The organism is Pseudomonas sp. SWRI92 (assembly GCF_014268685.1).
Lineage (GTDB): Bacteria > Pseudomonadota > Gammaproteobacteria > Pseudomonadales > Pseudomonadaceae > Aquipseudomonas > Aquipseudomonas marvdashtae.
Genome location: NZ_JABWQY010000012.1, coordinates 101,658 through 127,899, shown reverse-complemented (window position 1 = coordinate 127,899; position 26,242 = coordinate 101,658). Strand labels below are relative to the sequence as shown.

Sequence of the window (26,242 nt, the reverse complement as noted above, 5' to 3'; positions counted from 1 at the left end):
GGAATCCTAACAGAGACGCAAGCCAGTGCAACAAGCGGAATCAAATGGAGGAGCGAGGTATGTGCGCGGTTACAGTTTCTCGGTTCCATGCACAGGGATTCACCCCGTATAAATATCCACGACTTCAGCAGTGAGGGTCGAGACTCAATGAGCAGCCAATTGCAATACAAGGGCTATGTCGGCTCAATTGAAACAAGCACCCAAGACAAATGCCTGTTCGGAAAGCTCTTATTCATCAGGGCGCTGGTGAGTTACGAAGGACAAACGGTGGCCGAATTGGAAGCGGCTTTTCGCGAGGCGGTAGATGACTATCTGCAAACCTGTCCGCAGCTCGGGTAGAAGTCGGAAGTCCCTTGGAAGAATCTGGTGCCCGAGACAGGAATCGAACCTGCGACCTTCGCGTTACGAGTGCGCTGCTCTACCGACTGAGCTACACGGGCGGTGGCTAAACCTAGCATCGTCCCCCGTGGCCAGGCAACCCGCGACACAGGGATTTTCACCACACAGCAAAACGCCCCGAACCAGTCGGGGCGTTTGCTTGTTTCAGCGGCTAAGCGAGGGGGTGATTAAACGCCCGATGCCTTGGCTGCTGCGACGTCCTTGATGGACAGCTTGATACGGCCGCGGTTGTCCACGTCCAGTACCAGCACTTCCACTTCCTGGCCTTCCTTGAGGATATCGGTCACTTTCTCGACGCGAGCATCGCTCAGCATGGAGATGTGAACCAGGCCGTCCTTGCCCGGCAGGATGTTGACGAACGCGCCGAAGTCGACGATGCGCTCAACCTTGCCGATGTAGATCTTGCCGATCTCGGCTTCCGCGGTAATGCCCAGGACGCGCTGGCGTGCTGCTTCTGCCGCTTCCTTGGTTTCGCCAAAGATCTTGATCGAACCGTCGTCTTCGATGTCGATCGAAGCCTTGGTTTCTTCGCAGATCGCACGGATGGTCGCGCCGCCTTTACCGATGACATCACGGATTTTGTCGGTGTCGATTTTCATCGCGATCATGGTCGGAGCATTTTCCGACAGCTCGGTACGGGACTGACCGATGATCTGGTTCATCTGGCCGAGGATGTTCAGGCGCGCTTCCAGGGCTTGGCCCAGGGCGATTTCCATGATCTCTTCGGTGATGCCCTTGATCTTGATGTCCATCTGCAGTGCGGTGACGCCCTTGGCGGTACCGGCCACTTTGAAGTCCATGTCGCCCAGGTGGTCTTCGTCACCCAGGATGTCGGTCAGGACAGCGAATTTCTCGCCTTCTTTAACCAGACCCATGGCGATACCGGCAACCGGCGCCTTCATCGGCACACCGGCGTCCATCAGGGCCAGGGAAGCGCCGCAGACCGAAGCCATCGAGCTCGAACCGTTGGACTCGGTGATTTCCGAAACCACGCGAATGGTGTACGGGAACACGTCGGCAGCAGGCAGCATTGCGGCAATCGAACGACGGGCCAGACGGCCGTGACCGATTTCGCGACGACCAGCGCCACCCATGCGACCACACTCACCGACCGAGAACGGAGGGAAGTTGTAGTGCAGCATGAACGGGTCTTTTTTCTCGCCTTCCAGAGTGTCCAGCAGTTGCGCGTCACGGGCGGTGCCCAGAGTTGCAACAACCAGCGCCTGGGTTTCGCCACGGGTGAACAGAGCCGAACCGTGGGTCTTAGGCAGAACACCGACTTCGATGTTCAGCGGACGTACAGTCTTGGTGTCGCGACCGTCGATACGTGGCTTGCCGTTGACGATGTTTTCGCGAACGGTGCGGTATTCGATTTCACCGAATGCAGCTTTGACGTCGCTAGCCGATGGCTGGCCTTCTTCGCCGGAGAACTTGGCAACGACCTGGTCTTTCAACTCACCCAGGCGCGCATAACGGTCGGCCTTGATGGTGATGGTGTAGGCCTGGGAGATCGCGTCGCCGAACTCGGCACGGATAGCGCCCAGCAGAGCGGTGGCTTCTGGCTGTGGAGCCCAGGTCCAGGTTGGCTTGGCAGCTTCAGCGGCCAGTTCTTTAACGGCGTTGATCACCACCTGGAACTCGTCGTGAGCAAACAGTACTGCGCCCAACATCTGGTCTTCGGTCAGCTCTTTGGCTTCCGATTCAACCATCAGAACGGCTTCCGAAGTACCGGCCACGACCATGTCCAGGCTCGAAGCTTTCTGTTGTTCGTAAGTCGGGTTCAGCAGGTAGCCGGTGCTTTCGTGGAACGCGACGCGGGCAGCGCCGATCGGGCCATCGAAAGGAATGCCGGAGATGGCCAGGGCGGCCGAGGTACCGATCATCGCAGCGATGTCCGGATCGGTTTTCTTGCTGGTGGAAACGACGGTGCAGACAACCTGCACTTCGTTCATGAAGCCTTCAGGGAAAAGCGGACGGATCGGACGGTCGATCAGTCGGGAAGTCAGGGTTTCTTTCTCGGAAGGACGGCCTTCGCGCTTGAAGAAACCACCAGGGATCTTACCGGCAGCGTAAGTCTTTTCCTGGTAATGAACAGACAGCGGGAAGAAGCCCTTGCCTGGATCGGCTTGCTTGGCACCGACAACGGTCACCAATACGCTGACGTCGTCGTCAACGGTGACCAGCACTGCGCCGGAGGCCTGACGGGCGATACGGCCAGTCTCGAGGGTAACGGTCGACTGACCGAATTGGAATTTTTTGATTACCGGGTTCACGGTGTCCTACCTTCTTTGTGGCTCTTGGGGAACTTGTCTTCTTGCGAAATTCTTGGGCAATGGCGGGAGTCGGCCCGACGCCTGTCCAGGGTAAAACGTGTATCCAGATAAAACTTGAGGCTGGGAGCCTGCCATGCGCCAGCGGGAAACCCACTGACGTACGACAGACCACCAACCTCTAGCGCAATCGCTGATTAGCGACGCAGACCCAGGCGACCGATCAGAGTCTGATAACGACCCAGATCCTTGCCTTTCAGGTAGTCCAGCAGCTTGCGACGCTGGTTTACCATGCGGATCAGACCACGACGGGAGTGGTGATCTTTACCGTTGGCCTTGAAGTGACCTTGCAGTTTGTTGATGTTGTGGGTCAGCAGTGCAACTTGCACTTCTGGCGAACCAGTGTCACCAACAGCTTGCTGGTAGTCAGCTACGATTTGAGCTTTTTCTTGAACGTCGAGAGCCATGAGGCAATCCTTTTTAGTCAGGAAGCTGTTCCAAGGAAACAGCTTCAACAGGCCAGGGACAAATCCCTGTATCTATAAATGAGTAGTGACCGTGCCTGTTAACAGCCACACTCGCCAACCTGTTGTTACGCAGGCTGGTTCCGGTCATTCCGACCGAATCAGTCGACGCGGCGCAATGCGCCCGTCTTCGCTCACTTCACCGATACCGATGAAGCGACCGTTGTGATCCTGCACCCGGACCATACCGAACTTCGGCGCATCCGGGGCACGTACTGGCTGGCCATTGAGCCAGTAGAACGCGCTGTGTTCGGAAAACTGCAGCAGTGGCCAGTCGAGCAAGCCGCTGTCCGATGGCATCAGGAAACGGTCAACCGCTTCGTTGCCGCCGTCGGCATGCACCGCTTCCAGCTCTTCCAGCGTGACCGTCTGGGCCAGGGTGAAAGGCCCGGCCTGGGTCCGTCGCAATTCTGCCACGTACGCGCCACAGCCGAGCTGCTCACCAATATCCTCCACCAGGGTGCGGATATAGGTGCCTTTGCTGCAATCCACGGCAAGCCGCGCAGTATCACCGTCAAAGGCCAGCAATTCCAAGCGCGCAATAGTAACAGAACGCGGTTCACGCTCCACTACTTCGCCTGCGCGAGCTAGCTTGTACAGTGGCTGGCCATCACGCTTGAGAGCAGAGTACATCGGCGGTATCTGACTGATTTTTCCGCGAAAAGCTGGCAACACAGCTTCCACATCAGCCTGACCAACGGTCACCGGGCGCTCCAGCAAAACCTCACCTTCAGCGTCCGCCGTGGTGGTGGTCTTGCCTAACTGGGCGACGGTTTCATAACCCTTATCGGAATCGAGCAGATATTGGGAAAACTTGGTCGCCTCGCCGAAGCACAGCGGCAGCACGCCGGTGGCGAGTGGATCGAGACTCCCGGTGTGCCCGGCCTTCTCGGCATTGAGCAGCCAGCGAACCTTCTGCAACGCCGCGTTGGAGGTAAACCCCAACGGTTTGTCGAGCAAAATGATACCGCTGACATTACGACGGATACGTTTGACCTGAGCCACCGTTTACTCCTTGGTGTCTTCGGGTTCAGACGCCGCCGGGTGCTGGCTGTCTTCAGCCACGGCGCGCTCGATCAGGGCCGACAGATGCGCACCCCGCACGACGCTCTCGTCGTAGTGGAAGTGCAGCTGTGGAACGCTGCGCAGTTTCATTTCCCGAGCCAGTTGCATGCGCAGGAAACCAGCGGCCGAGTTGAGCACCTTGATGCTCTGGGCGATTTCTTCCGCACTGTCCTGGCCCATCACGGTGATGAAAATCTTCGCGTGACCAACGTCACGGCTGACTTCCACTGCGGTAATGGTGACCAGGCCGACACGCGGATCCTTGACTTCGCGGCGGATCAGTTGGGCCAGCTCACGCTGCATCTGATCGCCGATTCGTTGGGTACGGCTGTATTCTTTTGCCATGTCTTGTTACCTGTTACTGCCCCACGGTCAAACCCGTGAGGTCTGAAAGCGGCAAACGCCCGGCCTGGCAAAAGCCAGACCGGGCGTTGCGTTTAGAGTCCGCCAGCCAGGCAGCGCATGTTCATGCGGCTGCCCGGTGCGGCTCTTGAAGTGCGCGAGTCAGAGGCTGCGAGCAACCTGGACCTTCTCGAAGACTTCGATCTTGTCGCCGACCTTGACGTCGTTGTAGCTCTTGACGCCAATACCGCATTCCATGCCGGCACGTACTTCGGAAGCGTCATCCTTGAAGCGGCGCAGGGATTCCAGCTCGCCTTCGAAGATTACGATGTCTTCACGCAGTACACGGATTGGACGGTTACGGTGAACGACACCTTCGATCACCATGCAACCGGCGATGGCACCGAACTTCGGCGAACGGAACACGTCGCGAACTTCGGCGGTACCCAGGATGTTCTCGCGAACATCGCTGCCCAGCATACCGGTAAGGGCTTTCTTGACGTCTTCGATGATGTCGTAGATCACGTTGTAGTAACGCATATCCAGACCTTCCTGCTCGACGATCTTGCGAGCGCCAGCATCGGCACGCACGTTGAAGCCAAACAGTACAGCGCTGGAGGCCAGTGCCAGGTTGGCGTCGGACTCGGTGATACCACCGACACCGCCACCGACCACACGCACTTGCACTTCGTCGTTACCCAGGCCGTTCAAGGCACCGTTCAACGCTTCCAGCGAACCACGGACATCGGATTTGAGGACGATGTTAAGCGTCTTCTTCTCTGCCTGGCCCATGTTCTCGAAAATATTCTCCAGCTTGCCGGCGTGAGCGCGAGCCAGTTTGACTTCGCGGAACTTGCCTTGACGGAACAGAGCCACTTCACGGGCTTTCTTCTCGTCAGCCACCACGCTCATCTCGTCGCCAGCATCCGGGGTACCGTCCAGGCCGAGGATCTCGACAGGGATGGAAGGACCGGCTTCCTTGATTGGCTTACCGTTCTCGTCGAGCATGGCACGTACACGGCCATAGTTCGAACCGACCAGCACCATGTCGCCTTGGCGCAAGGTACCGTCTTGAACCAGAACGGTAGCAACCGGACCACGACCTTTGTCGAGTCGCGATTCAACCACGACGCCTCGGCCAGGAGCCGAAGGAGTCGCTTTCAGTTCCAGAACTTCAGCTTGCAGCAGAACGGCTTCGAGCAACTCGTCCACACCAGTACCGACTTTCGCCGAAACCGATACGAACGGGGTGTCGCCGCCCCACTCTTCCGACGTCACGCCGTGAACCGACAGTTCGCTACGGATGCGATCGAGATCAGCGCCCGGCTTGTCGATTTTGTTCACTGCAACAACCAGTGGAACGCCGGCAGCCTTGGCGTGCTGGACCGCTTCAATGGTCTGTGGCATTACGCCGTCGTCCGCTGCAACGACCAGAATCACAATGTCAGTCGCCTTGGCACCACGAGCACGCATGGCGGTAAACGCGGCGTGACCCGGGGTATCGAGGAAAGTGACCATGCCGCGGTCAGTTTCAACGTGGTACGCACCGATGTGCTGGGTGATACCGCCGGCTTCGCCAGCAGCTACCTTGGCACGACGGATGTAGTCGAGCAGCGAAGTCTTACCATGGTCAACGTGGCCCATTACGGTCACGACTGGCGCACGGGAGAACGTCTCACCTTCAAACTTCAGGGACTCCGCCAGGGAGTCTTCCAGGGCGGTGTCGCTGACCAGGGTCACTTTGTGGCCCAGCTCTTCGGCTACCAGTTGAGCAGTTTCCTGATCAAGCACCTGGTTGATGGTCGCTGGAGTACCCAGTTTGAACATGAACTTGATGATTTCAGCAGCCTTGACCGACATCTGATTGGCGAGATCGCCAACAGTGATGGTCTCGCCGATCTGCACATCACGCACGACAGGGCCGGTAGGGCTCTGGAAACCGTGGGCGTTACGCTTCTTCAGCTTGGCCTTGCCGCGACCACCACGACGGAAGCCATCGCTTTCTTCGTCGGTAGTACGTGGGGCAACGCGTGGAGCAGGCGCTTTCTCTTTGACCGAGGCACGATGCGGAGCGTTTTTGCGCTCACCATCACCACTGCCACGACGACTGTTATCGTCGGCACGTGGTTTGTCCGGACGGCGTTGTTCGTTCTGCTTGTTGCGAACGTCAGCAGACGGTGCTGGAGCAGCGGCCACAACCGGTGCGCTTTCGCGTACTGGCTCGGCAACTACGGCAGGCGCTGCAACGGCGTCGTTAGTAACGGTTTGCCCAGCAGCAGGCTGGCGACGCGCTTCTTCTTCGGCGCGACGCTTGGCTTCTTCTTCAGCCTTCTGACGTGCAGCGTTTTCTACTGCGCGACGCTCTTCCAGCTCGCGTTTACGCTCGGCTTCGATTTCTTCCGGGCTGCGCTGTACGAAGACTTTCTTCTTGCGTACTTCAACGCTGATGCTTTTGCTACCGGCAACACGCAGGGTGCTGGTGGTTTTACGCTGCAGAGTGATCTTGCGCGGTTCTTCCACTTTCGCCTTGTGACTGCTCTTCAAGTGAGTCAGCAGGGACTGCTTCTCACTGTCGGTCACATGTTCCTCGGCGGCGGTGTGCGGCAGACCTGCCTCACGCATCTGCTGCAACAGGCGCTCTACCGGTGTTTTGACCTCATCGGCCAGTTGTTTCACCGTGACTTGCGTCATGCACTTCTCTCCTCAGGCCGCGCCTAATTACTCGAACCAGTGGGCTCGGGCGGCCATGATCAACTTGCCGGCACGATCATCGTCAATGCCGTCGATGTCGAGCAGATCGTCAATAGACTGCTCGGCCAGGTCTTCGCGGGTAATTACGCCGCGCACCGCCAGTTCCATCGCCAAATCCTTGTCCATGCCCTCAAGCGAGAGCAGGTCTTCGGCCGGATGGGCGTCTGCCAGCTTTTCCTCAGTAGCGATGGCTTTGGTCAACAAACGATCCTTGGCCCGAGCGCGAAGCTCGTTGACGATGTCCTCGTCAAAGCCGTCGATGTTGAGCATTTCCTCCACCGGTACGTAGGCAATCTCTTCCAGGCTGGTAAAGCCTTCATCCACCAGCACCTGCGCCAGTTCTTCATCGACTTCAAGCTCTTCGATAAAGTTGCGCAGGATGTCGCCGGTTTCAGCTTGCTGCTTAGCCTGGATGTCCGATTCGGTCATCACGTTCAGTGTCCAGCCAGTCAATTGGCTAGCCAGACGCACGTTCTGACCACCGCGACCGATGGCCTGAGCGAGATTGTCTGCGCCAACGGCGATGTCCATGGCGTGGGCATCTTCGTCGACGATAATTGCCGCCACTTCAGCAGGCGACATGGCATTGATCACGAACTGAGCCGGGTTATCGTCCCACAGGACGATGTCCACACGCTCGCCGCCCAACTCGCCGGATACGGCCTGGACACGCGAACCACGCATGCCGATGCAGGCACCTTGCGGGTCGATGCGCTTGTCCTTGGAGCGGACCGCGATCTTGGCACGCGAACCCGGATCACGGGAGGCGGCCATGACTTCGATCAGGCCTTCAGCAATTTCCGGCACTTCGATACGGAACAACTCGATCAGCATTTCCGGCGCGGTACGCGACAGGATCAACTGCGGGCCCCGGTTCTCGGTGCGGATTTCCTTGAGCAGCGCACGCAAACGCACGCCAACCCGGAAAGTTTCGCGAGAGATGATGTCTTCACGAGCCAGCAATGCCTCGGCATTGTTGCCCAGATCGACGATCACGTTGTCGCGGGTCACTTTTTTCACGGTGCCGGAGATGATCTCCCCCAGGCGCTCGCGATAGGCATCAACGACTTGCGCGCGCTCGGCTTCGCGAACTTTCTGCACGATGACTTGCTTGGCAGTCTGCGCAGCGATGCGACCAAACTCGATGGATTCGATCTTTTCTTCGACAACATCACCTACCTTGGCGCCAGGATGCGTTTCAGCAACCTTGCTCGGCCAGGTTTCGATGGCCGGATCGTCCAGGTCGGCTTCTTCGACTACCGTCCAGCGACGGAATGTCTCATAGGCACCGGTGTGGCGATTGATCTCCACACGCAAATCAACTTCGTCCTCGAACCGCTTCTTGGTAGCAGTGGCCAAAGCCAGCTCAAGCGCTTCAAAAATAACGTTAGCCGGTACGCCCTTTTCATTGGATACCGACTCAACAACCAGCAGTACTTCTTTGCTCATCGTACGCCTCGCCTTTCGCAAGCCATTGGATCCGCGGGATCCGCAGTATCTGGCACGTATCAGTCAAAACTGGGAATGATGTTGGCCTTGTCGATCATATCGATCGGCAACAGGAACTCATGGTCTTCTACTTGCACCACGACGTCCTGCTCTTCTACACCGCGTAGAAGGCCTTGAAAGTTGCGTCGGCCTTCGAAAGGCGAGCGCAGCTTGATCTTCACTTGTTCACCGGCAAACGAAGCGAACTGTTCAAGTGTGAACAGGGGGCGCTCCATGCCAGGCGAGGAAACTTCCAGGGTGTATTCGGAGGTGATTGGATCTTCAACATCCAGTACACCGCTGATCTGACGGCTGACGATGGCGCAATCATCCACCAACACACCGCCTTCCTTATCGATATAAACGCGCAACAGTGAGTGGCGACCTTGAGCCGAAAACTCAATACCCCAGCATTCATAGCCAAGGGCCACGACCACCGGGGCCAACAAGGCCTGCAACTGTTCTAGCTTGCTCGACACCTGAACCCCCTCGTGCATGTTTGTGCATGCTGTGCAAATAAAAAAAAATGGGCGAATCGCCCATCCCTGAAACGCCGTCGAACAGCGGCGTTGTAAAGTGTCCAGCTAACAAAAAGCCCCTTGGAAGGGGCCCTGAAACTGGTTGCGGGAGCCGGATTTGAACCGACGACCTTCGGGTTATGAGCCCGACGAGCTACCAGGCTGCTCCATCCCGCGACAAAGCTGGGGCGGAAGTATACGACTGATCCCTTACAGGGTCAATGTAACCCTTCCACCTACAAGAAAGCCCGCAATCGCGGGCTCTCCTGATAATTGGTACCGAGAAGGGGACTCGAACCCCTACACCCTATGGGCACAACCACCTCAAGGTTGCGTGTCTACCAATTCCACCACCTCGGCAATACAGCGTTTGAAACCTTCTTACTTCTGCTCTTGAGCTGGAGGCACGTCAGTCGCCGGATTGGCCGACTTTTGCTCTTGAAGCACCGGGACATCATCAGAAGCCGGTTGTTGCTTTGGCGCTTCCAACACCGCCGGGTTTGGCAAACCTACTTGAGTCAGCTCATGAGCTTTCTCTTTAGCAAAGTAACCTAACCCTAAGCTGGTTATGAAGAAACCGGCGGCAAGTATAGCAGTAAACTTACTAAGAAAGGTAGAGGAACCTTGGCTTCCGAATACAGTATTTGAAGCACCTGCACCGAAAGACGCACCAGCATCCGCACCTTTACCCTGCTGCAGCAATACGAGAGCGACTACACCCAGTGCGCCCAGCAGATGAAAAACGACTACGACTGTTTCCAGCATTTTTTCAGTTTCCCGCGGCGCGACAGATCGCACCGAACTCATCTGCATTCAGGGAAGCTCCACCAATGAGCCCCCCATCGATATCCGGCATGCCGAACAGTTCGACCGCATTGGCCGCCTTCACGCTGCCGCCGTATAGAAGCCGCACACCTCGTGCCACTTCAGAATTTTCTGCCGCTAACTGCGCGCGGATGGCTGCGTGCACATCCTGCGCCTGTTGCGGCGAAGCAGTCAGTCCGGTACCGATGGCCCAGACTGGCTCATAAGCGATGACCGCCTTTGCAAAAGCACCGACGCCCAGGTCTTCGATGATGCTGCCCAGCTGACGCCCGACAACTTCAAGTGTCTTTCCGGACTCACGCTGCTCGAGGGTTTCCCCTACGCACAACACCGGAATCAGACCGCAGGCCTGTGCTGCCGCAAATTTCCGGATCAAGGCTTTGTCCTGCTCGCCCATGATCATGCGGCGCTCGGAGTGCCCGACCAGGACCAAGGAACAACCTGCATCGACGAGCTGGCTCGGCGCAATCTCGCCGGTCAACGCGCCTTGCATGGATTCCACCGCAGAATTCTGCGCGCCGACCGAAATCGACTTGCCTTTCAAGCCATCAACCACTTGATTGATATACAGGCAAGGCGGGAATACCGCGACATCAACACCGCTTGGCAAGGCCAGATTGCGAAGGCCTTTGATCAGCTCAGCGACGCTGGCGCGGGTACCGTGCATCTTCCAGTTACCAGCTACCATAGGGCGACGCATGCTGTACCTCGTCGGTCAAAGTGGGCGCAGATGTTACCCAACCGATTCATGACTGGCAAGCCGAATTCAGGCAGAAACTTCAGTAACAAGTTTTGCCAGCTCTTCAGCATAACCGCGGACCTGTGCTTCATCCTCGCCTTCGACCATGACACGCACCAAAGGCTCTGTACCCGACTTGCGCAACAACACGCGCCCACGCCCAGCCATTGCCTGGGTTACACGCTCGCCGGCCTGCTTGACCGTCGGGTGCTCGATAGGATTTGCACCGCCGCCGAAACGTACGTTGATCAGTACTTGCGGACACTTGCGCAATGCCTGTCGCGACTGCGCAAGACCTTCGTTGCGCGCCTTGAGGGCCATCAGCACTTGCAGGGCGGCAATAATCGCATCACCAGTGGTGGTATGGTCGAAGCAGACAATGTGCCCCGAGTTCTCGCCACCAATCACCCAGTTGCGCTCCAGCAGCTCCGAGATGACATAGCGGTCACCCACATTGGCGCGCACAAAGGGTATGTCCAGGTCCGCCAGGGCCAACTCGAGCCCAAGGCTGCTCATCAATGTACCAACAACCCCGCCCTGCAGCTTGCCGCGCCCGTGCAGGTCGCGCGCGATGATGAACAGCAGCTCATCACCATCAACGACCGTGCCCGTGTGATCGACCATCAGCACGCGGTCGCCGTCACCATCGAAGGCAATGCCGAGATCGGCATGCTCGGCCAATACAGCCGCCTGCAAAGCCTCGGTATGAGTAGAACCGCAGTTGTGGTTGATGTTCAGCCCATTAGGCTGGGCCGAGAGCACCACCACTTCGGCACCCAGCTCACGAAAAACGCTTGGCGCGACCTTGTAGGTTGCGCCATGAGCACAGTCGACAACGATCTTCAGACCGGAAAAACTGGTACCCGTCGGAACACTGCCCTTGCAGAATTCAATGTAGCGACCCGATGCATCGTTGATCCGAGACACCTTGCCGATCTTGCTCGACTCGACCACGGTCATTGGCGCGTCCAGCAACTCCTCGATCATCAGCTCGATTTCGTCCGGCAGCTTGGTGCCCTTGCCAGAGAAAAACTTGATACCGTTGTCGTCATGAGGATTATGCGAAGCGCTGATAACAATGCCTGCCTGCGCCTGGAATGTCCGAGTCAGGTAGGCGATGGCTGGCGTAGGCATCGGCCCGAGCAGCATGACATCGGCACCCGCCGAGGTCAGACCGGCTTCCAGAGCCGATTCGAACATATACCCGGATATTCGCGTGTCCTTGCCAACCAGCACTTTGCACGCGCCCATTTTTCGGAACGCCATCCCAGCGGCCCAGCCGAGCTTGAGCATGAAATCAGGGGTAATGGGGTATTCGCCGACCCGACCACGAATCCCGTCGGTGCCAAAGTATTTTTTGCTCATAAGTGCTCCATCATTCTTATTCGGCTGAATCCACTGCAGCGATCATCCGCACGACATCCATTGTTTCGACTACGTCATGCACCCGCAATATGCGCGCACCTTTTGTAATAGCCAAGGCGGCGAGTGCCAGACCGCCATGCAGGCGCTCTCCCACCGGACGACCCAACGCATTGCCTATCATGCTCTTTCGCGAGACACCGACCAACAGCGGCCGCCCCAGGGCATGCAAGGCTTCCATATGCTTGAACAGGCTCAGATTGTGCGCCAATGTCTTCGCAAAGCCGAACCCGGGATCGAGAATGATCCGCTCGGCAGGGATGCCGGCGCCGGCACACTGGCTCATGCGATCCGCCAGGAACTCACCGACTTCGCGGGTTACATCGCCGTAGTGCGGGTCATTCTGCATCGTTCCGGGCTCGCCAAGCATGTGCATCAGGCACACCGGCAACCCCGTGGCAGCAGCGGCATCCAACGCGCCATCACGCCGTAACGAGCGAACGTCATTGATCAATCCCGCCCCCAAGCGCGCCGCCTCGCGCATGACCGCAGGCGTGGACGTATCGACTGAGATGATGACATCCAGCTCGCGATGTATGCGCTCGACAATTGGCGCCACTCGCTCCAGCTCCTCGGTAGGCGAAACCGCACGCGCACCGGGACGGGTCGACTCACCGCCTACATCGATCAGCGTTGCCCCGGCCGATACCATGGCCTCGGCATGCCGTAATGCAGCGTCGAGCTGGCTGAATCGTCCGCCATCGGAAAAGGAATCGGGAGTGACATTAAGAATGCCCATGACATGCGTATGGGCTAAATCAAGAACCCGGTTGCCGCAAGGCAACCGGGTCGAGGACTGGACAGAAGTCATTTTAAGCCTTAGACGTCGGCAGCCGGACCACCGATGGGTGTTTCCGGACGCTCGCCCTGCACCGCCGGCGGCGTACCGGAGGTACCCGTGCCACCAGACCAATCGCGAGGCTCACGCGGCGTGCGGCCCGCCATGATGTCGTCGATCTGCTCGGCATCGATGGTTTCATACTTCATCAAGGCATCAGCCATGGCGTCCAGCTTGTCGCGGTTATCCGTGAGGATCTGCTTGGCCGTCCCGTAGCACTGGTCAATGATGCTGCGAACCTCGGAGTCGATCAGCTTGGCTGTCTCACCCGAGAAGCTTGCATGTTGGCCGCCACCACCGCGACCGAGGAACACTTCGCCCTCTTCTTCGGCATACATCAACGGCCCCAGCTTCTCGGACAAGCCCCACTTGGTGACCATGTTCCGCGCGATCTGGCTAGCCCGCATGATGTCGTTCGACGCACCCGTCGTCACGCCATCGAAGCCCAGCGTCATTTCTTCAGCGATACGGCCGCCGTACAGCGAGCAGATCTGGCTGATCAACGCGCGCTTGGACAGGCTGTAGCGATCTTCTTCCGGAAGGAACATCGTCACGCCCAGCGCACGACCGCGCGGGATGATCGAGACCTTGTACACCGGATCATGCTCAGGCACTACGCGACCAACGATAGCGTGACCCGCCTCGTGGTAAGCCGTGTTCTGCTTTTCCTTCTCCGACATGACCATCGATTTGCGCTCGGCGCCCATCATGATCTTGTCCTTGGCCAACTCGAATTCCTTCATTTCCACGACGCGCTTGCCGGAACGGGCAGCGAACAGCGACGCTTCGTTTACCAGGTTCGCCAGATCGGCACCGGAGAACCCCGGCGTACCACGAGCGATGACCGCTGGAGCGACATCATCGCCCATCGGAACCTTGCGCATATGAACCTTGAGGATCTGCTCGCGACCGCGGATGTCCGGCAGCCCCACAACGACCTGACGGTCAAAACGGCCCGGACGCAACAGCGCAGGGTCGAGCACGTCCGGACGGTTGGTGGCGGCAATCACGATGATGCCGTCGTTCATTTCGAAACCATCCATCTCTACCAGCAACTGGTTGAGGGTTTGCTCGCGTTCGTCATGGCCACCGCCCATGCCCGCGCCACGATGACGACCGACGGCATCGATTTCGTCGATGAAGATAATGCAGGGGGCGTGCTTCTTGGCCTGCTCGAACATGTCACGAACACGGCTGGCGCCCACGCCGACGAACATCTCAACGAAATCGGAGCCGGAGATCGTGAAGAAAGGCACTTTCGCTTCACCGGCAATCGCCTTGGCCAGCAAGGTTTTACCAGTACCGGGTGGCCCGACCATCAGTACGCCGCGTGGAATACGGCCGCCCAGGCGCTGGAATTTGCCCGGATCGCGCAAGAACTCAACCAGCTCACCCACTTCTTCCTTGGCTTCGTCGCAACCCGCGACGTCGGCCAATGTGGTTTTGACCTGGTCCTCGGACAGTAGTCGAGCCTTGCTCTTGCCGAAACTCATCGGCCCGCCCTTGCCTCCGGCTCCGCCCTGCATCTGGCGCATAAAGAACATGAAGACCGCAATGATGACGAGGATAGGGAAGCTCGCAACCAGAAGCTGGGTCCAGATACTTTGCTGCTCAGGCTGCTTGCCTTCAATAACGACATGGTTGTCCACCAGGTCGCCGATCAGGCCGTTGTCCTGGATCGCCGGACGAATGGTCTTGAAGTTGTCACCATCGGTGCGCTTGCCGGTAATCACATAGCCATCAACGGCTACGCGCTCGACCTTGCCTTCCTTGACCTGCTGGAGGAAGTCGGAATAGTTGAGGGTCTGCGGCTCGTTAGGACTGGAGAAGTTGTTCATCACGGTCACGAGGACTGCAGCGATGATCAACCACAGGATCAGATTCTTTGCCATATCGTTCAATTAACTACCCTCTGAAGCAAGCTCCGCTACTGGCGCGCGCTTCGCATGATATTCACCGGCCTAACTTACTACATTACCTACGACTTGGCAGGCGCCGTCTGTAACCCTTTGTGAAACACTTTCTACACAATATTCGCTAATGCTGACGGGACGAAATACGAAAAACCTATCGCCCCGGTCGAAAAACCTCTTATTCCTCACTGCGCCCGCGGAAACCACGGCCCAGCAGGTACTGCTCACGGGAGCGATCACGCGATGATTTCGGTTTACGCGTCGTGACCTTCTCGAACTGCTTGCGCACGCTCTTGTGGTATTCGTCGAAGCCTTCACCCTGGAAGACCTTGATCAAAAAATCACCACCTGGCTTCAACACCCGAGTCGCAAGATCCAGTGCCAACTCGCACAGGAACATCGATCGCGGCATATCAACAGACGCCAGTCCACTCATATTGGGGGCCATATCGGAAATCACAAGGTCCACCTCGTTTTTTCCGACCGCTTCAAGGATATTCGCCAGTACGGCGTCCTCGGTAAAGTCGCCCTGAATGAAGGTCACATCCGGGATGCTGTCCATTTCCAGGATATCGGAAGCGATCAGTGTGCCTTGCCCACCAATCAGACGACTGGTCACTTGGGACCAGCCACCCGGGGCGGCGCCCAAGTCGATCACGCTCATGCCTGGACGGATCAAACGGTCTCTTTCCTGAATTTCCAACAGCTTGTAGCTGGCACGGGAGCGATACCCGTCTTTTTGCGCCATTTTCACGAATGGGTCGTTGAAATGCTCTTGCAGCCATTTAAGACTTGTCTTGGAACGGGCCACGGGCCACCTCTGAAATATTAAATCGGGTCGTGATTAACTGGGCGGTCCCGGACTCGCTCGGGTAAACTGGCCGCCGCTTTTTACAAGATCAGACGCAGGGGTCAGATTATGCCGCTCACTCAAGAGCAGAAGAAACAATACAAATCCATTGGCCACCATCTGAAACCGGTTTTGACTGTGGCTGACAACGGTTTGACTGAAGGTGTACTCGCCGAACTGGAGCGCGCCCTGGGGGACCATGAGCTGATCAAGATCAAGCTCAACATCCTGGATCGCGAAGCCCGCCTGGCTGCCGTTGCCGAGTTGTGCAAAGTCGGGAAGGCAGACCTGGTGCAGGTCATCGGCAAAATGGCACTGATTTATCGCAAAAATTTCAGCGTCAACAAGCAACTGTCGAACGTTCACCGGTTCAAGTGATGCAAAGGGTCAAGGGTGTGCTTCGCGCACCCTGCCGCTCCAACCGGGAGCCGGCTGCAAGACCAGCACCAATCCGGAGAAACCCAATACCAGATAACTGAATACCTGCCATTGCGTTGCATCGGGCCAACCGAGGCGTACCGCCAGGAACATCCCGCACCCATACAACGACATGAGCAGCAATTGCCCACGAATGTCGCGCCAAAGACTGCCAAGGCCCTCGGCCTGAACCAGCACCAAAGCCTGAAACAATATGCACGCTGCGGAAAACCCTACCAGCAGCGCCGTCAGCATACCCCCGATTTCATCGATGAGCAGCGGAGCCAGGCCGATTCGGCCCAGCACCGGTAGCAGACCGATGTGCAACAACCAGACGCCGCCCACCCATAACATCTGAGTGAGCTGCCAGATCATGGCACCCGCACGCAGCGGGCGCCTTCGTTCAGATGTGACGGACTTCGACAATCTCGTACTCGATGACACCGCTCGGCGTCTTCACGGCCACAACATCACCCTCTTCCTTGGCAATCAAGGCGCGGGCAAGTGGCGAACCAACGGAGATTTTGCCGAGCTTGAAGTCGGCCTCATCCTCGCCAACGATCTGGTAGGTGACGCGCTCATCTGTCTCGACGTTGGCGATTTCCACGGTGGTGCCGAAAATCACTTTGCCGGTGTGCGGGATCGACGTGACGTCAATGATCACCGCATTCTGCATGCGGCCTTCGATGTCACGGACGCGCGCCTCAACCATGCCTTGCTCCTCTCGGGCAGCATGGTATTCGGCGTTTTCCTTGAGATCGCCCAGCTCACGCGCTTCACCGATAGCCTGGCTCAAGCGCGGGCGCTCGACCTTGGTCAGGAAAGCGTGTTCTTCTTCCAGGGCCTTCGCGCCCTGAACAGTCATCGGATACTTGGTTATGCTCATGCCTTCAATCCTGCATGTAGATCCTGCAAGCGACGTACGGTCTTCTCAGGTCCGAACTTGAGCGCTTCGCAGATCGCTTCGCCGGCAGCAATGGTCGTGGTGCAGTAGATTTTATGCTGCAGCGCATTGCGACGAATGGAATAGGAATCGGCAATCGACTGACGACCTTCGGTGGTGTTGATGATCAACGTGACTTCGTCATTCTTGATCATGTCGACCACGTGCGGACGCCCCTCGGTCACCTTGTTCACGCGACGCACTTTCAGGCCCGCCGCCTCGATCAGCTTGGCGGTACCGGCAGTGGCGACCACTTCGAAACCCAAGTTGATCAGATCTCGGGCCACGCCTGCAACCAGTGGCTTGTCGTCATCACGCACACTTATAAAAGCCGTGCCGCCGGTTGGCAGAACTTCGCTGGCGCCCATTTGCGCCTTGGCAAAGGCTTCTCCGAAGGTATCGCCCACGCCCATCACTTCACCGGTGGACTTCATCTCTGGGCCGAGGATCGGGTCAACACCAGGGAACTTGGCGAACGGGAACACCGCCTCTTTCACACTGTAGAAGTTCGGAATGATTTCCTTGGTGAAATTCAGCTCTTTCAGGGTCTTACCCGCCATGACCCGCGCAGCGATCATTGCCAGGGAGACGCCGATGCACTTGGAGACAAACGGCACGGTACGGGAAGCGCGCGGGTTGACTTCAATGACGTAGATGTCTTCGCCTTGAAGCGCCAGCTGTACGTTCATCAAACCGATGACGCCGAGCTCCAAGGCCATCTTCTTGACCTGCTCGCGCATTTCGTCCTGGATATGGGCTGGCAGCGAGTATGGCGGCAGCGAACAGGCGGAGTCACCAGAGTGAACGCCAGCTTGCTCGATGTGCTGCATGATCGCGCCGATCACCACATCCTTACCATCGCTGACCGCATCCACGTCCATTTCAATGGCGCAGTTGAGGAAGTGATCAAGCAGAACCGGGCTGTCGTTGGACACCTGGACCGCTTCGCGCAGGTAGCGCTTGAGCTCGTCTTCCTGGTAGACGATTTCCATCGCACGGCCGCCCAGCACATAGGACGGACGCACCACCAGCGGGTAACCGATCTTGCCGGCGGCACGAATCGCTTCGTCTTCGCTGCGCACGGTGGCGTTCGGCGGCTGGCGCAGGTTCAGACGCTCGACCATCTGCTGGAAGCGCTCGCGGTCTTCGGCGCGGTCGATGGCGTCTGGGCTGGTGCCGATGATCGGCACGCCAGCAGCTTCAAGCGCACGGGCCAGTTTCAGCGGCGTCTGGCCGCCGTACTGGACGATCACGCCTTTTGGCTTCTCGACACGGACGATTTCCAGCACGTCTTCCAAGGTGACCGGCTCGAAGTACAGGCGATCGGAAGTGTCGTAGTCGGTGGAGACGGTTTCCGGGTTGCAGTTGACCATGATGGTTTCGTAACCATCCTCACGCAATGCCAGGGCAGCGTGCACGCAGCAGTAGTCGAACTCGATGCCCTGGCCGATCCGGTTAGGACCGCCGCCCAGGATCATGATCTTGTCGCGGTTCGAAGGTGCGGCTTCGCATTCTTCTTCATACGTGGAGTACAGGTAGGCGGTGTCGGTGGCGAACTCGGCCGCGCAGGTGTCGACGCGCTTGTAGACCGGGAACACGTCCAGCTTGTGACGATGAGCGCGCAGGCTCTTCTCGGTCACACCCAGCAGCTTGGCCAGGCGCATGTCGGAGAAGCCCTTGCGCTTGAGGCCCAGCATCGTGTTGCGGTCGATGCTGGACATACCCAGGGTCTTGACCTTCTCTTCTTCCTTGATCAGATCTTCGATCTGTACCAGGAACCAAGGGTCGATCATGTTCATGTCGAAAATTTGCTCGACAGTCATGCCGGCGCGGAAGGCATCCGCCACATACCAGATACGCTCGGCGCCCGGCACGGTCAGCTCGCGCTTGAGCTCGCTCATGGCGTCCGGATGGCTCAGGTCCAGCTTCGGATCGAGGCCACAGACACCCACTTCCAGGCCGCGAAGGGCTTTCTGAAGGGATTCCTGGAAGGTCCGACCAATGGCCATGACTTCACCGACCGACTTCATTTGAGTGGTCAGGCGGGCATCGGCCTTGGCGAATTTTTCGAAGGCGAAACGCGGCAGCTTGGTCACTACGTAGTCAATGGACGGCTCGAAGGACGCCGGGGTCTTGCCGCCGGTGATGTCGTTCGACAGTTCGTCCAGGGTGTAGCCGACTGCCAGCTTGGCGGCGACCTTGGCGATCGGGAAACCGGTGGCTTTCGAGGCCAGGGCCGACGAACGGGATACGCGCGGGTTCATCTCGATGACCACCATGCGGCCGGTGTTCGGGCAGATGCCGAACTGGACGTTGGAGCCGCCGGTTTCCACGCCGATCTCGCGCAGCACCGCCAGGGAGGCGTTACGCAGGATCTGGTATTCCTTGTCGGTCAGGGTCTGGGCCGGCGCAACGGTGATCGAGTCACCGGTGTGCACGCCCATCGGGTCGAAGTTCTCGATGGAGCAGACGATGATGCAGTTGTCCTTTTTGTCGCGGACAACTTCCATTTCGTATTCTTTCCAGCCGATCAGGGATTCGTCGATCAGCAGTTCCTTGGTCGGCGACAAGTCGAGACCCCGGGCGCAGATTTCTTCGAACTCTTCACGGTTGTAGGCGATGCCACCACCGGTGCCGCCCATGGTGAAGGATGGACGGATGATGCATGGGAAGCCAAGGCGTTCCAGGACTGCGTTGGCCTCGTCCATGTTGTGGGCGATGCCCGAGCGCGGGCAGTCCAGGCCGATGGATTTCATCGCCTTGTCGAAACGCGAACGGTCTTCAGCCTTGTCGATGGTGTCGGCATTGGCGCCGATCATTTCCACACCAAACTTCTCCAGGACGCCTTCGCGCTCCAGGTCCAGGGCGCAGTTCAGCGCGGTCTGGCCACCCATGGTCGGCAGCAGCGCGTCCGGACGTTCCTTCTCGATGATCTTGGCAACAGTCTGCCACTTGATCGGCTCGATGTAGGTGGCGTCGGCCATCGACGGGTCGGTCATGATGGTGGCCGGGTTGGAGTTCACCAGGATGACGCGGTAGCCCTCTTCGCGCAGGGCTTTACAGGCCTGGGCGCCGGAGTAGTCGAATTCGCAGGCCTGGCCGATCACGATCGGGCCAGCGCCGAGAATCAGGATGCTTTTTATGTCTGTACGTTTTGGCATGGGTTTGTCACTCAAATCCGCAGGTCAGTCGGCTAGGCCGTCGAACAATCTTTGAAGCGCCCGAGGGGGCCGCCGGTTTCGGGGCCGCCCTCAGGCTTCACGCGGTCAGCGTCGCTTGGCCATCTCATTGATGAAGCGATCGAACAGCGGCGCCACATCGTTCGGGCCCGGGCTCGCCTCAGGGTGACCCTGGAAGCTGAACGCGCTCTTGTCGGTACGCTCGATGCCTTGCAGCGTGCCGTCGAACAGCGATTTGTGGATGGCCCGTACGTTGGCCGGCAGGGTCGCCTCGTCAACCGCAAAACCGTGGTTCTGACTGGTGATCATGACGACGCCGGTGTCCAGGTCCTGAACCGGGTGGTTGGCACCGTGGTGGCCGTGGCCCATTTTCAGGGTCTTGGCACCCGAAGCCAGGGCCAGCAACTGGTGCCCCAGACAGATACCGAATACCGGAATCTCGGTTTCCAGCACGTCCTTGATCGCCTGAATCGCGTAGTCGCAAGGCTCCGGGTCACCCGGGCCGTTGGACAGGAACACACCGTCGGGCTTGAGGGCCAGGACGTCGGCGGCCGGGGTTTGGGCCGGCACCACGGTGACGCGGCAACCGCGCGCTACCAACATGCGCAGGATGTTCAGCTTGACGCCGTAATCGTAGGCAACGACGTGATACGGCAGCTCGGAAGCCTCGATCGTCGCGTGGCTATCGGTTTTCAGGTCCCAGACCGAGGAGCGCCACTCGTACTGTTTCTTGGTGCTGACGACTTTCGCCAGGTCCATCCCCTTGAGCCCTGGGAAACCCTGGGCAGCGGCAATGGCGGCCTCGTCGGAAATATTGTCGCCGGCCATGATGCAGCCGTTCTGCGCGCCTTTTTCCCGAAGAATGCGGGTCAGGCGACGGGTGTCGATACCGGCGATCGCCACGACATTGTTGGCTTTCAGGTAGTCGGACAGGGACATCTTGTTACGCCAGTTGCTCGCTACCAGCGGCAGGTCGCGAATCACCAGGCCAGCGGACCAGACACGATCGGACTCGGCATCTTCCGGCGTGGTGCCGGTATTGCCGATATGCGGGTAAGTCAGGGTAACGATTTGTTGGGCGTAGGAAGGATCGGTAAGAATTTCCTGATAGCCGGTCATTGCGGTGTTAAACACCACCTCACCAACGGTCTGACCGTCGGCTCCAATGGCTTCGCCGCGAAAAATGCTGCCATCAGCAAGGGCGAGTATGGCTGGCTTAGTCAAGAAGACCTCCCGTAAATAAAGCCTGAAAGGGCGATCGCAGGTTGTAAAAAAGCGGAGTGACGTATGGACACGTCACCCCGCTTGTTCACTGAATTATTCTGCGCGCTTTTAGTGGACACACTAAAGCTGTAGCTTACAGAAAAAGGCTTTTTTGGTCCACCGCTAATGAGCCTTAAAGGCAGGGGAATGCGACAGGTCGTCGCGAAGCGGTTTAAAACGGGGCTCAGTATAACCTGAACCCCGCTATTAATGGCATCAACGCAGGTCGAGAACGTCCTGCATGTCGTACAGGCCAGGCTCACAACCATCCAGCCACAGCGCAGCCCGCACGGCGCCCTTGGCGAAGGTCATCCGGCTCGACGCTTTATGGGTGATCTCCAGGCGCTCGCCTTCAGTGGCGAACAGCACCGTGTGATCACCTACTACATCACCGCCACGCACGGTCGCGAAACCGATGGTGTCGCGCTCCCGCGCACCGGTATGCCCCTGGCGCCCGTATACGGCCACTTCCTGCAGGTCACGACCCAGCGCATCGGCAATCACTTCACCCATGCGCAACGCGGTTCCTGAAGGCGCGTCGATCTTGTGTCGATGATGCGCCTCGATAATTTCGATATCCGCATCATCGCCCAAGACCCGAGCGGTCAGGTCCAGCAACTTCAGTGACAGGTTCACGCCCACGCTGAAATTCGCCGCGAACACGATCGGAATATCTTTGCCGGCCTCAGCCAACAATTCCTTTTGCGCCGCATCCAGGCCGGTCGTGCCGATCACCATGGCCTTGCCGGCCTTGCGGCAGATGGCGAGGTTTTTCAGCATGACTTCAGGCAGGGTGAAATCGATCAATACATCGAACTCGTCGAGCACCTTTTCCAGCCCACCGGACATCGGTACGCCGATACGTCCAATCGAAGCCAACTCGCCAGCATCAGCCCCCACCAACGTACTGTCGGGCCGGACAATGGCAGCCGTCAGGCCCGAAAGCGGCGAACGCTGCTGCACCGCTTCGACCAGCGCCTTGCCCATGCGCCCCGCGGCGCCCATCACAGCTATACGTCGCATGCCCACTCCTTACAGGTCGCCGAAGAAGCGCTTCACGCCTTCGAACCAACCGGTGGTTTTCGGCGAGTGACTGTTGTCATCCGCCAGGGAGCTACGGAACTCTTCCAGCAATTCCCGCTGGCGCCGGCTCAGGTTCACCGGCGTTTCCACCGCAACGCGGCACATCAGGTCGCCCGCACCACCGCCCCGCACTGGCGCTACGCCTTTGCCGCGGATCCGGAACTGCTTGCCGGTTTGCGTCCCCTCGGGAATCTTCAGCTTGACGCGACCATCGAGGGTCGGAATCTCAAGCTCGCCGCCCAATGCCGCATCGACGAAACTGATCGGTACTTCACAGAACAGATGTTTGCCGTCGCGCTGGAAGATCGCGTGCTCACGTACGTTGATCACGACGTACAAGTCGCCAGTCGGACCGCCCTGGGCCCCCGCCTCGCCTTCGCCAGATAGGCGAATGCGATCACCGGTATCGACACCGGCCGGCACTTTCACCGACAGCGTCTTGTACTCTTCAACACGCCCTTCGCCGTGGCAGGAGTCGCACGGATCGGAAATGATCTTGCCTTGGCCGTGGCAACGTGGGCAGGTCTGCTGAACCGAGAAGAAGCCCTGTTGCATGCGGACCTGGCCAATGCCACCACAGGTGGGGCAAGTAACGGGCGAAGAGCCCTTCTTGGCACCCGAACCGTCACATGGCTTGCAGTTGACCAGCGTCGGAACCCGGATATTGACCGTGGTACCGCGCACCGCCTCTTCCAGGTTCAATTCCAGGGTGTAGCGCAGATCGCTGCCACGCTGAGCACCACCACGGGCACCGCCACGACCGCCGCCGAAGAAATCGCTGAACACATCGCCGAAAATATCGGAGAAATTCTGGCCGCCAAAACCGGCACCGCCACCGCCCATGCTCGGGTCGACACCGGCATGACCGTACTGGTCGTAAGCCGCGCGCTTGCTGGAGTCGGACAGGACTTCATAGGCCTCGTTGGCCTCCTTGAACATCTCTTCCGATGCCTTGTCGCCGGGATTACGGTCAGGGTGATGCTTCATCGCGAGACGGCGATAGGCCTTCTTCAGCTCTGCCTCGCTGGCCCCCCGCTCAACACCCAATACTTCGTAAAAGTCACGCTTTGCCATTAGTCTTTGCACTCTTATAGGACGTTCGGCAAACCCCTCCTGAGCCTCGCCAAACTCGTTGAGCCCCAATACAGGCCCGGACCCAACTCACGTCGATTCAACGATCCTGGTCATAAATCTTTCAGCCAGGGACCCGGCCAAAATGCGGTGCACGTTGCCCGGGAAGCAGGAGCATCCCCGAACACACCGCCAGCACCCGAGCTTGTCGCATGCTGTAAAAATTCACCGGCTCCAGACACGCCAACGCGGGAGCAAGCTCCCGCGCGGCGACATCCTACCAGCCACCGCACAAACGCAGTCAACCGGCCGACCAACAAGCAGTTACTTGTTGTCTTTCACTTCTTCGAACTCGGCGTCGACGACGTCATCGGCTTTCTGGGCCGATTCGCCTTGCTGCGCTGCACCTTCAGCTGGCTGGGCCTGCTCGGCATACATCTTCTGAGCCACTGGCGCGGAGACTTTCGACAGCTCTTCGATCTTCGCTTCGATGGCGGCCTTGTCGTCGCCTTTGACGGCAGCCTCAAGGGCAACCACGGCAGCTTCGATCGCGGTCTTCTCCTCAGCGGTCACTTTGTCACCGGCATCGGCAACCATCTTGCGAGTCGAGTGAACCAAGGCGTCGCCCTGGTTACGAGCGCTGGCCAGCTCTTCAAACTTGCGGTCTTCCTCGGCGTTGACTTCAGCGTCGCGAACCATTTGCTGAATTTCTTCCTCGGACAGACCGGAGTTGGCCTTGATCACGATCGACTGGGTCTTGCCAGTAGCCTTGTCTTTCGCGCCGACGTGCAGGATGCCGTTGGCGTCGATGTCGAAGGTCACTTCGATCTGAGGCACACCGCGTGGCGCTGGCGGAATCTCAGCCAGGTCGAACTTGCCCAGGGACTTGTTCTGGGTAGCCTGCTTGCGCTCACCCTGCAGCACGTGGATGGTCACGGCGTTCTGGTTGTCATCGGCCGTCGAGAACACTTGGGATTTCTTGGTAGGAATCGTGGTGTTTTTCTCGATCAGCGCGGTCATCACGCCACCCATGGTTTCGATACCCAGGGTCAGCGGGCTGACATCGAGCAGCAGAACGTCTTTCACGTCACCGGCCAGAACGGCGCCTTGGATGGCAGCACCCATGGCAACGGCTTCGTCCGGGTTCACGTCCTTGCGCGCTTCTTTACCGAAGAAATCGGTAACCAGCTTCTGGACCAGCGGCATACGGGTCTGGCCGCCGACCAGGATGACGTCGTTGATCTTGCCAACGTCGATACCGGCATCCTTCATGGCAATGCGGCAAGGTTCGATGGTGCGCTGAACCAGATCTTCCACCAGCGCTTCGAGCTTGGCGCGGGAGATCTTCACGTTCAAGTGCTTAGGACCGGTAGCGTCTGCGGTGATGTACGGCAGGTTCACGTCGGTCGACTGGCTCGAGGACAGTTCGATCTTGGCTTTTTCGGCGGCTTCTTTCAGGCGCTGCATGGCCAGCGGGTCGCCCTTGAGGTTCATGCCGCTTTCTTTCTTGAATTCATCGACGAGGTAGTCGATCAGGCGGATGTCGAAGTCTTCACCCCCCAGGAACGTGTCACCGTTGGTAGCCAGCACTTCGAACTGATGCTCGCCGTCGACTTCAGCGATCTCGATCACGGAGACGTCGAAAGTACCGCCACCCAGGTCGTAAACGATCACGGTGTGATCGCCCTTGCCCTTGTCCATACCGTAGGCCAGCGCGGCCGCGGTCGGTTCGTTGATGATACGTTTTACTTCCAGGCCCGCGATGCGACCGGCGTCTTTGGTTGCCTGGCGCTGGCTGTCGTTGAAGTAGGCAGGAACGGTAATGACCGCTTCAGTCACTGCCTCGCCGAGATAATCTTCAGCGGTTTTCTTCATTTTCTTGAGGATTTCAGCCGAGATCTGTGGCGGCGCCATTTTCTGGCCGTTCACTTCAACCCAGGCGTCGCCATTGTCAGCCTTGGCGATTTTGTAAGGGACCATCTTGATGTCTTTCTGAACGACTTCTTCGTCGAACTTGCGACCGATCAGACGCTTCACCGCGTACAGGGTGTTATGCGGATTGGTCACAGCCTGGCGCTTGGCGGACTGGCCAACCAGGATCTCGCCATCGTTGGCGTACGCAATGATGGACGGCGTGGTGCGCGCGCCCTCAGCGTTCTCAATAACCTTGGCCTTGCCGTTTTCCAGCACGGAGACGCACGAGTTGGTGGTCCCCAGGTCGATACCGATAATCTTGCCCATGTTAACTCTCCCGGAACTTGGATTTTGTTGCCGCAGCAGTGGTGGCTAACTGCGGTAGCACTTAAACGCTTGACTTCTTAATGGGGCCGCTGCGCCCGATT

At 58.4% G+C, this 26,242-nt stretch carries 21 protein-coding genes, 3 tRNA genes and 1 pseudogene; 2 read left to right on the top strand and 23 right to left on the bottom strand.

The annotated features are described in order from the left end of the window. Positions 1–147 precede the first annotated feature (147 nt). Positions 148–324, top strand: a pseudogene (locus HU762_RS18810) (type II toxin-antitoxin system HicB family antitoxin); the annotation flags it as partial. 40 nt (positions 325–364) lie between these two features. On the opposite strand, the gene HU762_RS18805 reads toward HU762_RS18810, so the two are convergent. The 16 genes from HU762_RS18805 to rlmE form a co-directional block, all read right to left on the bottom strand. After that, positions 365–440 (bottom strand) — tRNA-Thr (locus HU762_RS18805). A gap of 126 nt (positions 441–566) precedes the next feature. Then, complete coding sequence (pnp, locus tag HU762_RS18800) at positions 567–2,672, bottom strand: polyribonucleotide nucleotidyltransferase (protein WP_186639536.1); 2,106 nt, start codon at positions 2,670–2,672, stop codon at positions 567–569. 194 nt (positions 2,673–2,866) lie between these two features. Beyond that, positions 2,867–3,136, bottom strand: a complete 270-nt coding sequence (gene rpsO, locus HU762_RS18795) for a 30S ribosomal protein S15 (RefSeq protein ID WP_003177875.1) — start codon at positions 3,134–3,136, stop codon at positions 2,867–2,869. A 144-nt stretch (positions 3,137–3,280) separates the two neighbouring features. After that, entirely contained in the window at positions 3,281–4,198 is a 918-nt protein-coding gene (gene truB / locus HU762_RS18790; RefSeq protein WP_186639534.1) for a tRNA pseudouridine(55) synthase TruB, read from the bottom strand. Between the two features lie 3 nt (positions 4,199–4,201). Further along, the gene (rbfA, locus tag HU762_RS18785) at positions 4,202–4,603 is read right to left on the bottom strand and encodes a 30S ribosome-binding factor RbfA (RefSeq protein ID WP_186612165.1); all 402 of its coding nucleotides are present in this window, start codon (positions 4,601–4,603) and stop codon (positions 4,202–4,204) included. Positions 4,604–4,762: 159 nt separating this feature from the next. Beyond that, positions 4,763–7,291, bottom strand: coding sequence for a translation initiation factor IF-2 (gene infB / locus HU762_RS18780; RefSeq protein ID WP_186639532.1), 2,529 nt, complete (start codon positions 7,289–7,291; stop codon positions 4,763–4,765). 27 nt (positions 7,292–7,318) lie between these two features. Further along, entirely contained in the window at positions 7,319–8,800 is a 1,482-nt protein-coding gene (gene nusA, locus HU762_RS18775; protein ID WP_047229054.1) for a transcription termination factor NusA, read from the bottom strand. 59 nt (positions 8,801–8,859) lie between these two features. After that, positions 8,860–9,318, bottom strand: a complete 459-nt coding sequence (rimP, locus tag HU762_RS18770; RefSeq protein ID WP_025211790.1) for a ribosome maturation factor RimP — start codon at positions 9,316–9,318, stop codon at positions 8,860–8,862. Positions 9,319–9,457: 139 nt separating this feature from the next. Further along, positions 9,458–9,534: transfer RNA gene (locus HU762_RS18765), tRNA-Met, on the bottom strand. A gap of 97 nt (positions 9,535–9,631) precedes the next feature. Then, positions 9,632–9,717 (bottom strand) — tRNA-Leu (locus tag HU762_RS18760). 21 nt (positions 9,718–9,738) lie between these two features. Then, positions 9,739–10,122 carry a preprotein translocase subunit SecG gene (gene secG / locus HU762_RS18755; protein ID WP_025211789.1) on the bottom strand — a complete coding sequence of 128 codons (384 nt, stop codon included), beginning with the start codon at positions 10,120–10,122 and terminating at the stop codon, positions 9,739–9,741. Between the two features lie 4 nt (positions 10,123–10,126). Continuing rightward, entirely contained in the window at positions 10,127–10,882 is a 756-nt protein-coding gene (gene tpiA, locus HU762_RS18750; protein ID WP_186612167.1) for a triose-phosphate isomerase, read from the bottom strand. A gap of 66 nt (positions 10,883–10,948) precedes the next feature. Further along, the gene (glmM, locus tag HU762_RS18745; protein WP_186639530.1) at positions 10,949–12,286 is read right to left on the bottom strand and encodes a phosphoglucosamine mutase; all 1,338 of its coding nucleotides are present in this window, start codon (positions 12,284–12,286) and stop codon (positions 10,949–10,951) included. A 16-nt stretch (positions 12,287–12,302) separates the two neighbouring features. After that, the gene (gene folP / locus HU762_RS18740; RefSeq protein ID WP_186639528.1) at positions 12,303–13,154 is read right to left on the bottom strand and encodes a dihydropteroate synthase; all 852 of its coding nucleotides are present in this window, start codon (positions 13,152–13,154) and stop codon (positions 12,303–12,305) included. Positions 13,155–13,162: 8 nt separating this feature from the next. Beyond that, a complete protein-coding gene (gene ftsH / locus HU762_RS18735; protein WP_186612170.1) occupies positions 13,163–15,073 on the bottom strand; it encodes an ATP-dependent zinc metalloprotease FtsH in 1,911 nt (636 codons plus the stop codon). Positions 15,074–15,272: 199 nt separating this feature from the next. Further along, a complete protein-coding gene (rlmE, locus tag HU762_RS18730; protein ID WP_186612171.1) occupies positions 15,273–15,905 on the bottom strand; it encodes a 23S rRNA (uridine(2552)-2'-O)-methyltransferase RlmE in 633 nt (210 codons plus the stop codon). 108 nt (positions 15,906–16,013) lie between these two features. On the opposite strand from rlmE, the gene HU762_RS18725 reads away from it, so the two are divergent. Further along, entirely contained in the window at positions 16,014–16,322 is a 309-nt protein-coding gene (locus tag HU762_RS18725) for a YhbY family RNA-binding protein (RefSeq protein WP_181287543.1), read from the top strand. A 9-nt stretch (positions 16,323–16,331) separates the two neighbouring features. Here the strand turns inward: HU762_RS18725 and HU762_RS18720 are convergent, their stop codons facing one another. The 7 genes from HU762_RS18720 to dnaK all read right to left on the bottom strand — a co-directional run bounded on the left by HU762_RS18720 (position 16,332) and on the right by dnaK (position 26,141). Then, positions 16,332–16,736 (bottom strand): MFS transporter, encoded by a 405-nt coding sequence (locus HU762_RS18720; protein WP_186639526.1) that lies wholly within the window; start codon positions 16,734–16,736, stop codon positions 16,332–16,334. 28 nt (positions 16,737–16,764) lie between these two features. After that, complete coding sequence (gene greA / locus HU762_RS18715; RefSeq protein WP_186639602.1) at positions 16,765–17,241, bottom strand: transcription elongation factor GreA; 477 nt, start codon at positions 17,239–17,241, stop codon at positions 16,765–16,767. Between the two features lie 2 nt (positions 17,242–17,243). After that, positions 17,244–20,465 (bottom strand): carbamoyl-phosphate synthase large subunit, encoded by a 3,222-nt coding sequence (gene carB / locus HU762_RS18710; protein ID WP_186639524.1) that lies wholly within the window; start codon positions 20,463–20,465, stop codon positions 17,244–17,246. A gap of 105 nt (positions 20,466–20,570) precedes the next feature. Further along, positions 20,571–21,707, bottom strand: coding sequence for a glutamine-hydrolyzing carbamoyl-phosphate synthase small subunit (carA, locus tag HU762_RS18705; protein ID WP_186639522.1), 1,137 nt, complete (start codon positions 21,705–21,707; stop codon positions 20,571–20,573). Between the two features lie 255 nt (positions 21,708–21,962). Beyond that, a complete protein-coding gene (gene dapB / locus HU762_RS18700) occupies positions 21,963–22,769 on the bottom strand; it encodes a 4-hydroxy-tetrahydrodipicolinate reductase (protein WP_186612176.1) in 807 nt (268 codons plus the stop codon). Positions 22,770–22,778: 9 nt separating this feature from the next. After that, positions 22,779–23,903, bottom strand: coding sequence for a molecular chaperone DnaJ (gene dnaJ, locus HU762_RS18695; RefSeq protein WP_030139779.1), 1,125 nt, complete (start codon positions 23,901–23,903; stop codon positions 22,779–22,781). Positions 23,904–24,224: 321 nt separating this feature from the next. After that, on the bottom strand, positions 24,225–26,141 hold the full coding sequence (gene dnaK / locus HU762_RS18690) for a molecular chaperone DnaK (protein ID WP_186639520.1): 1,917 nt from the start codon (positions 26,139–26,141) through the stop codon (positions 24,225–24,227). Positions 26,142–26,242 lie beyond the last annotated feature (101 nt).

Excerpts from the sequence above, each read along its gene's own strand:
- rpsO (WP_003177875.1), bottom strand. The coding sequence starts at position 3,136 with ATGGCTCTCGACGTTCAAGAAAAAGCTCAAATCGTAGCTGACTACCAG.
- rbfA (WP_186612165.1), bottom strand. The coding sequence starts at position 4,603 with ATGGCAAAAGAATACAGCCGTACCCAACGAATCGGCGATCAGATGCAG.
- infB (WP_186639532.1), bottom strand. The coding sequence starts at position 7,291 with ATGACGCAAGTCACGGTGAAACAACTGGCCGATGAGGTCAAAACACCG.
- nusA (WP_047229054.1), bottom strand. The coding sequence starts at position 8,800 with ATGAGCAAAGAAGTACTGCTGGTTGTTGAGTCGGTATCCAATGAAAAG.
- secG (WP_025211789.1), bottom strand. The coding sequence starts at position 10,122 with ATGCTGGAAACAGTCGTAGTCGTTTTTCATCTGCTGGGCGCACTGGGT.
- tpiA (WP_186612167.1), bottom strand. The coding sequence starts at position 10,882 with ATGCGTCGCCCTATGGTAGCTGGTAACTGGAAGATGCACGGTACCCGC.
- glmM (WP_186639530.1), bottom strand. The coding sequence starts at position 12,286 with ATGAGCAAAAAATACTTTGGCACCGACGGGATTCGTGGTCGGGTCGGC.
- folP (WP_186639528.1), bottom strand. The coding sequence starts at position 13,154 with ATGACTTCTGTCCAGTCCTCGACCCGGTTGCCTTGCGGCAACCGGGTT.
- ftsH (WP_186612170.1), bottom strand. The coding sequence starts at position 15,073 with ATGGCAAAGAATCTGATCCTGTGGTTGATCATCGCTGCAGTCCTCGTG.
- HU762_RS18725 (WP_181287543.1), top strand. The coding sequence starts at position 16,014 with ATGCCGCTCACTCAAGAGCAGAAGAAACAATACAAATCCATTGGCCAC.
- HU762_RS18720 (WP_186639526.1), bottom strand. The coding sequence starts at position 16,736 with ATGATCTGGCAGCTCACTCAGATGTTATGGGTGGGCGGCGTCTGGTTG.
- carB (WP_186639524.1), bottom strand. The coding sequence starts at position 20,465 with ATGCCAAAACGTACAGACATAAAAAGCATCCTGATTCTCGGCGCTGGC.
- dapB (WP_186612176.1), bottom strand. The coding sequence starts at position 22,769 with ATGCGACGTATAGCTGTGATGGGCGCCGCGGGGCGCATGGGCAAGGCG.
- dnaJ (WP_030139779.1), bottom strand. The coding sequence starts at position 23,903 with ATGGCAAAGCGTGACTTTTACGAAGTATTGGGTGTTGAGCGGGGGGCC.
- dnaK (WP_186639520.1), bottom strand. The coding sequence starts at position 26,141 with ATGGGCAAGATTATCGGTATCGACCTGGGGACCACCAACTCGTGCGTC.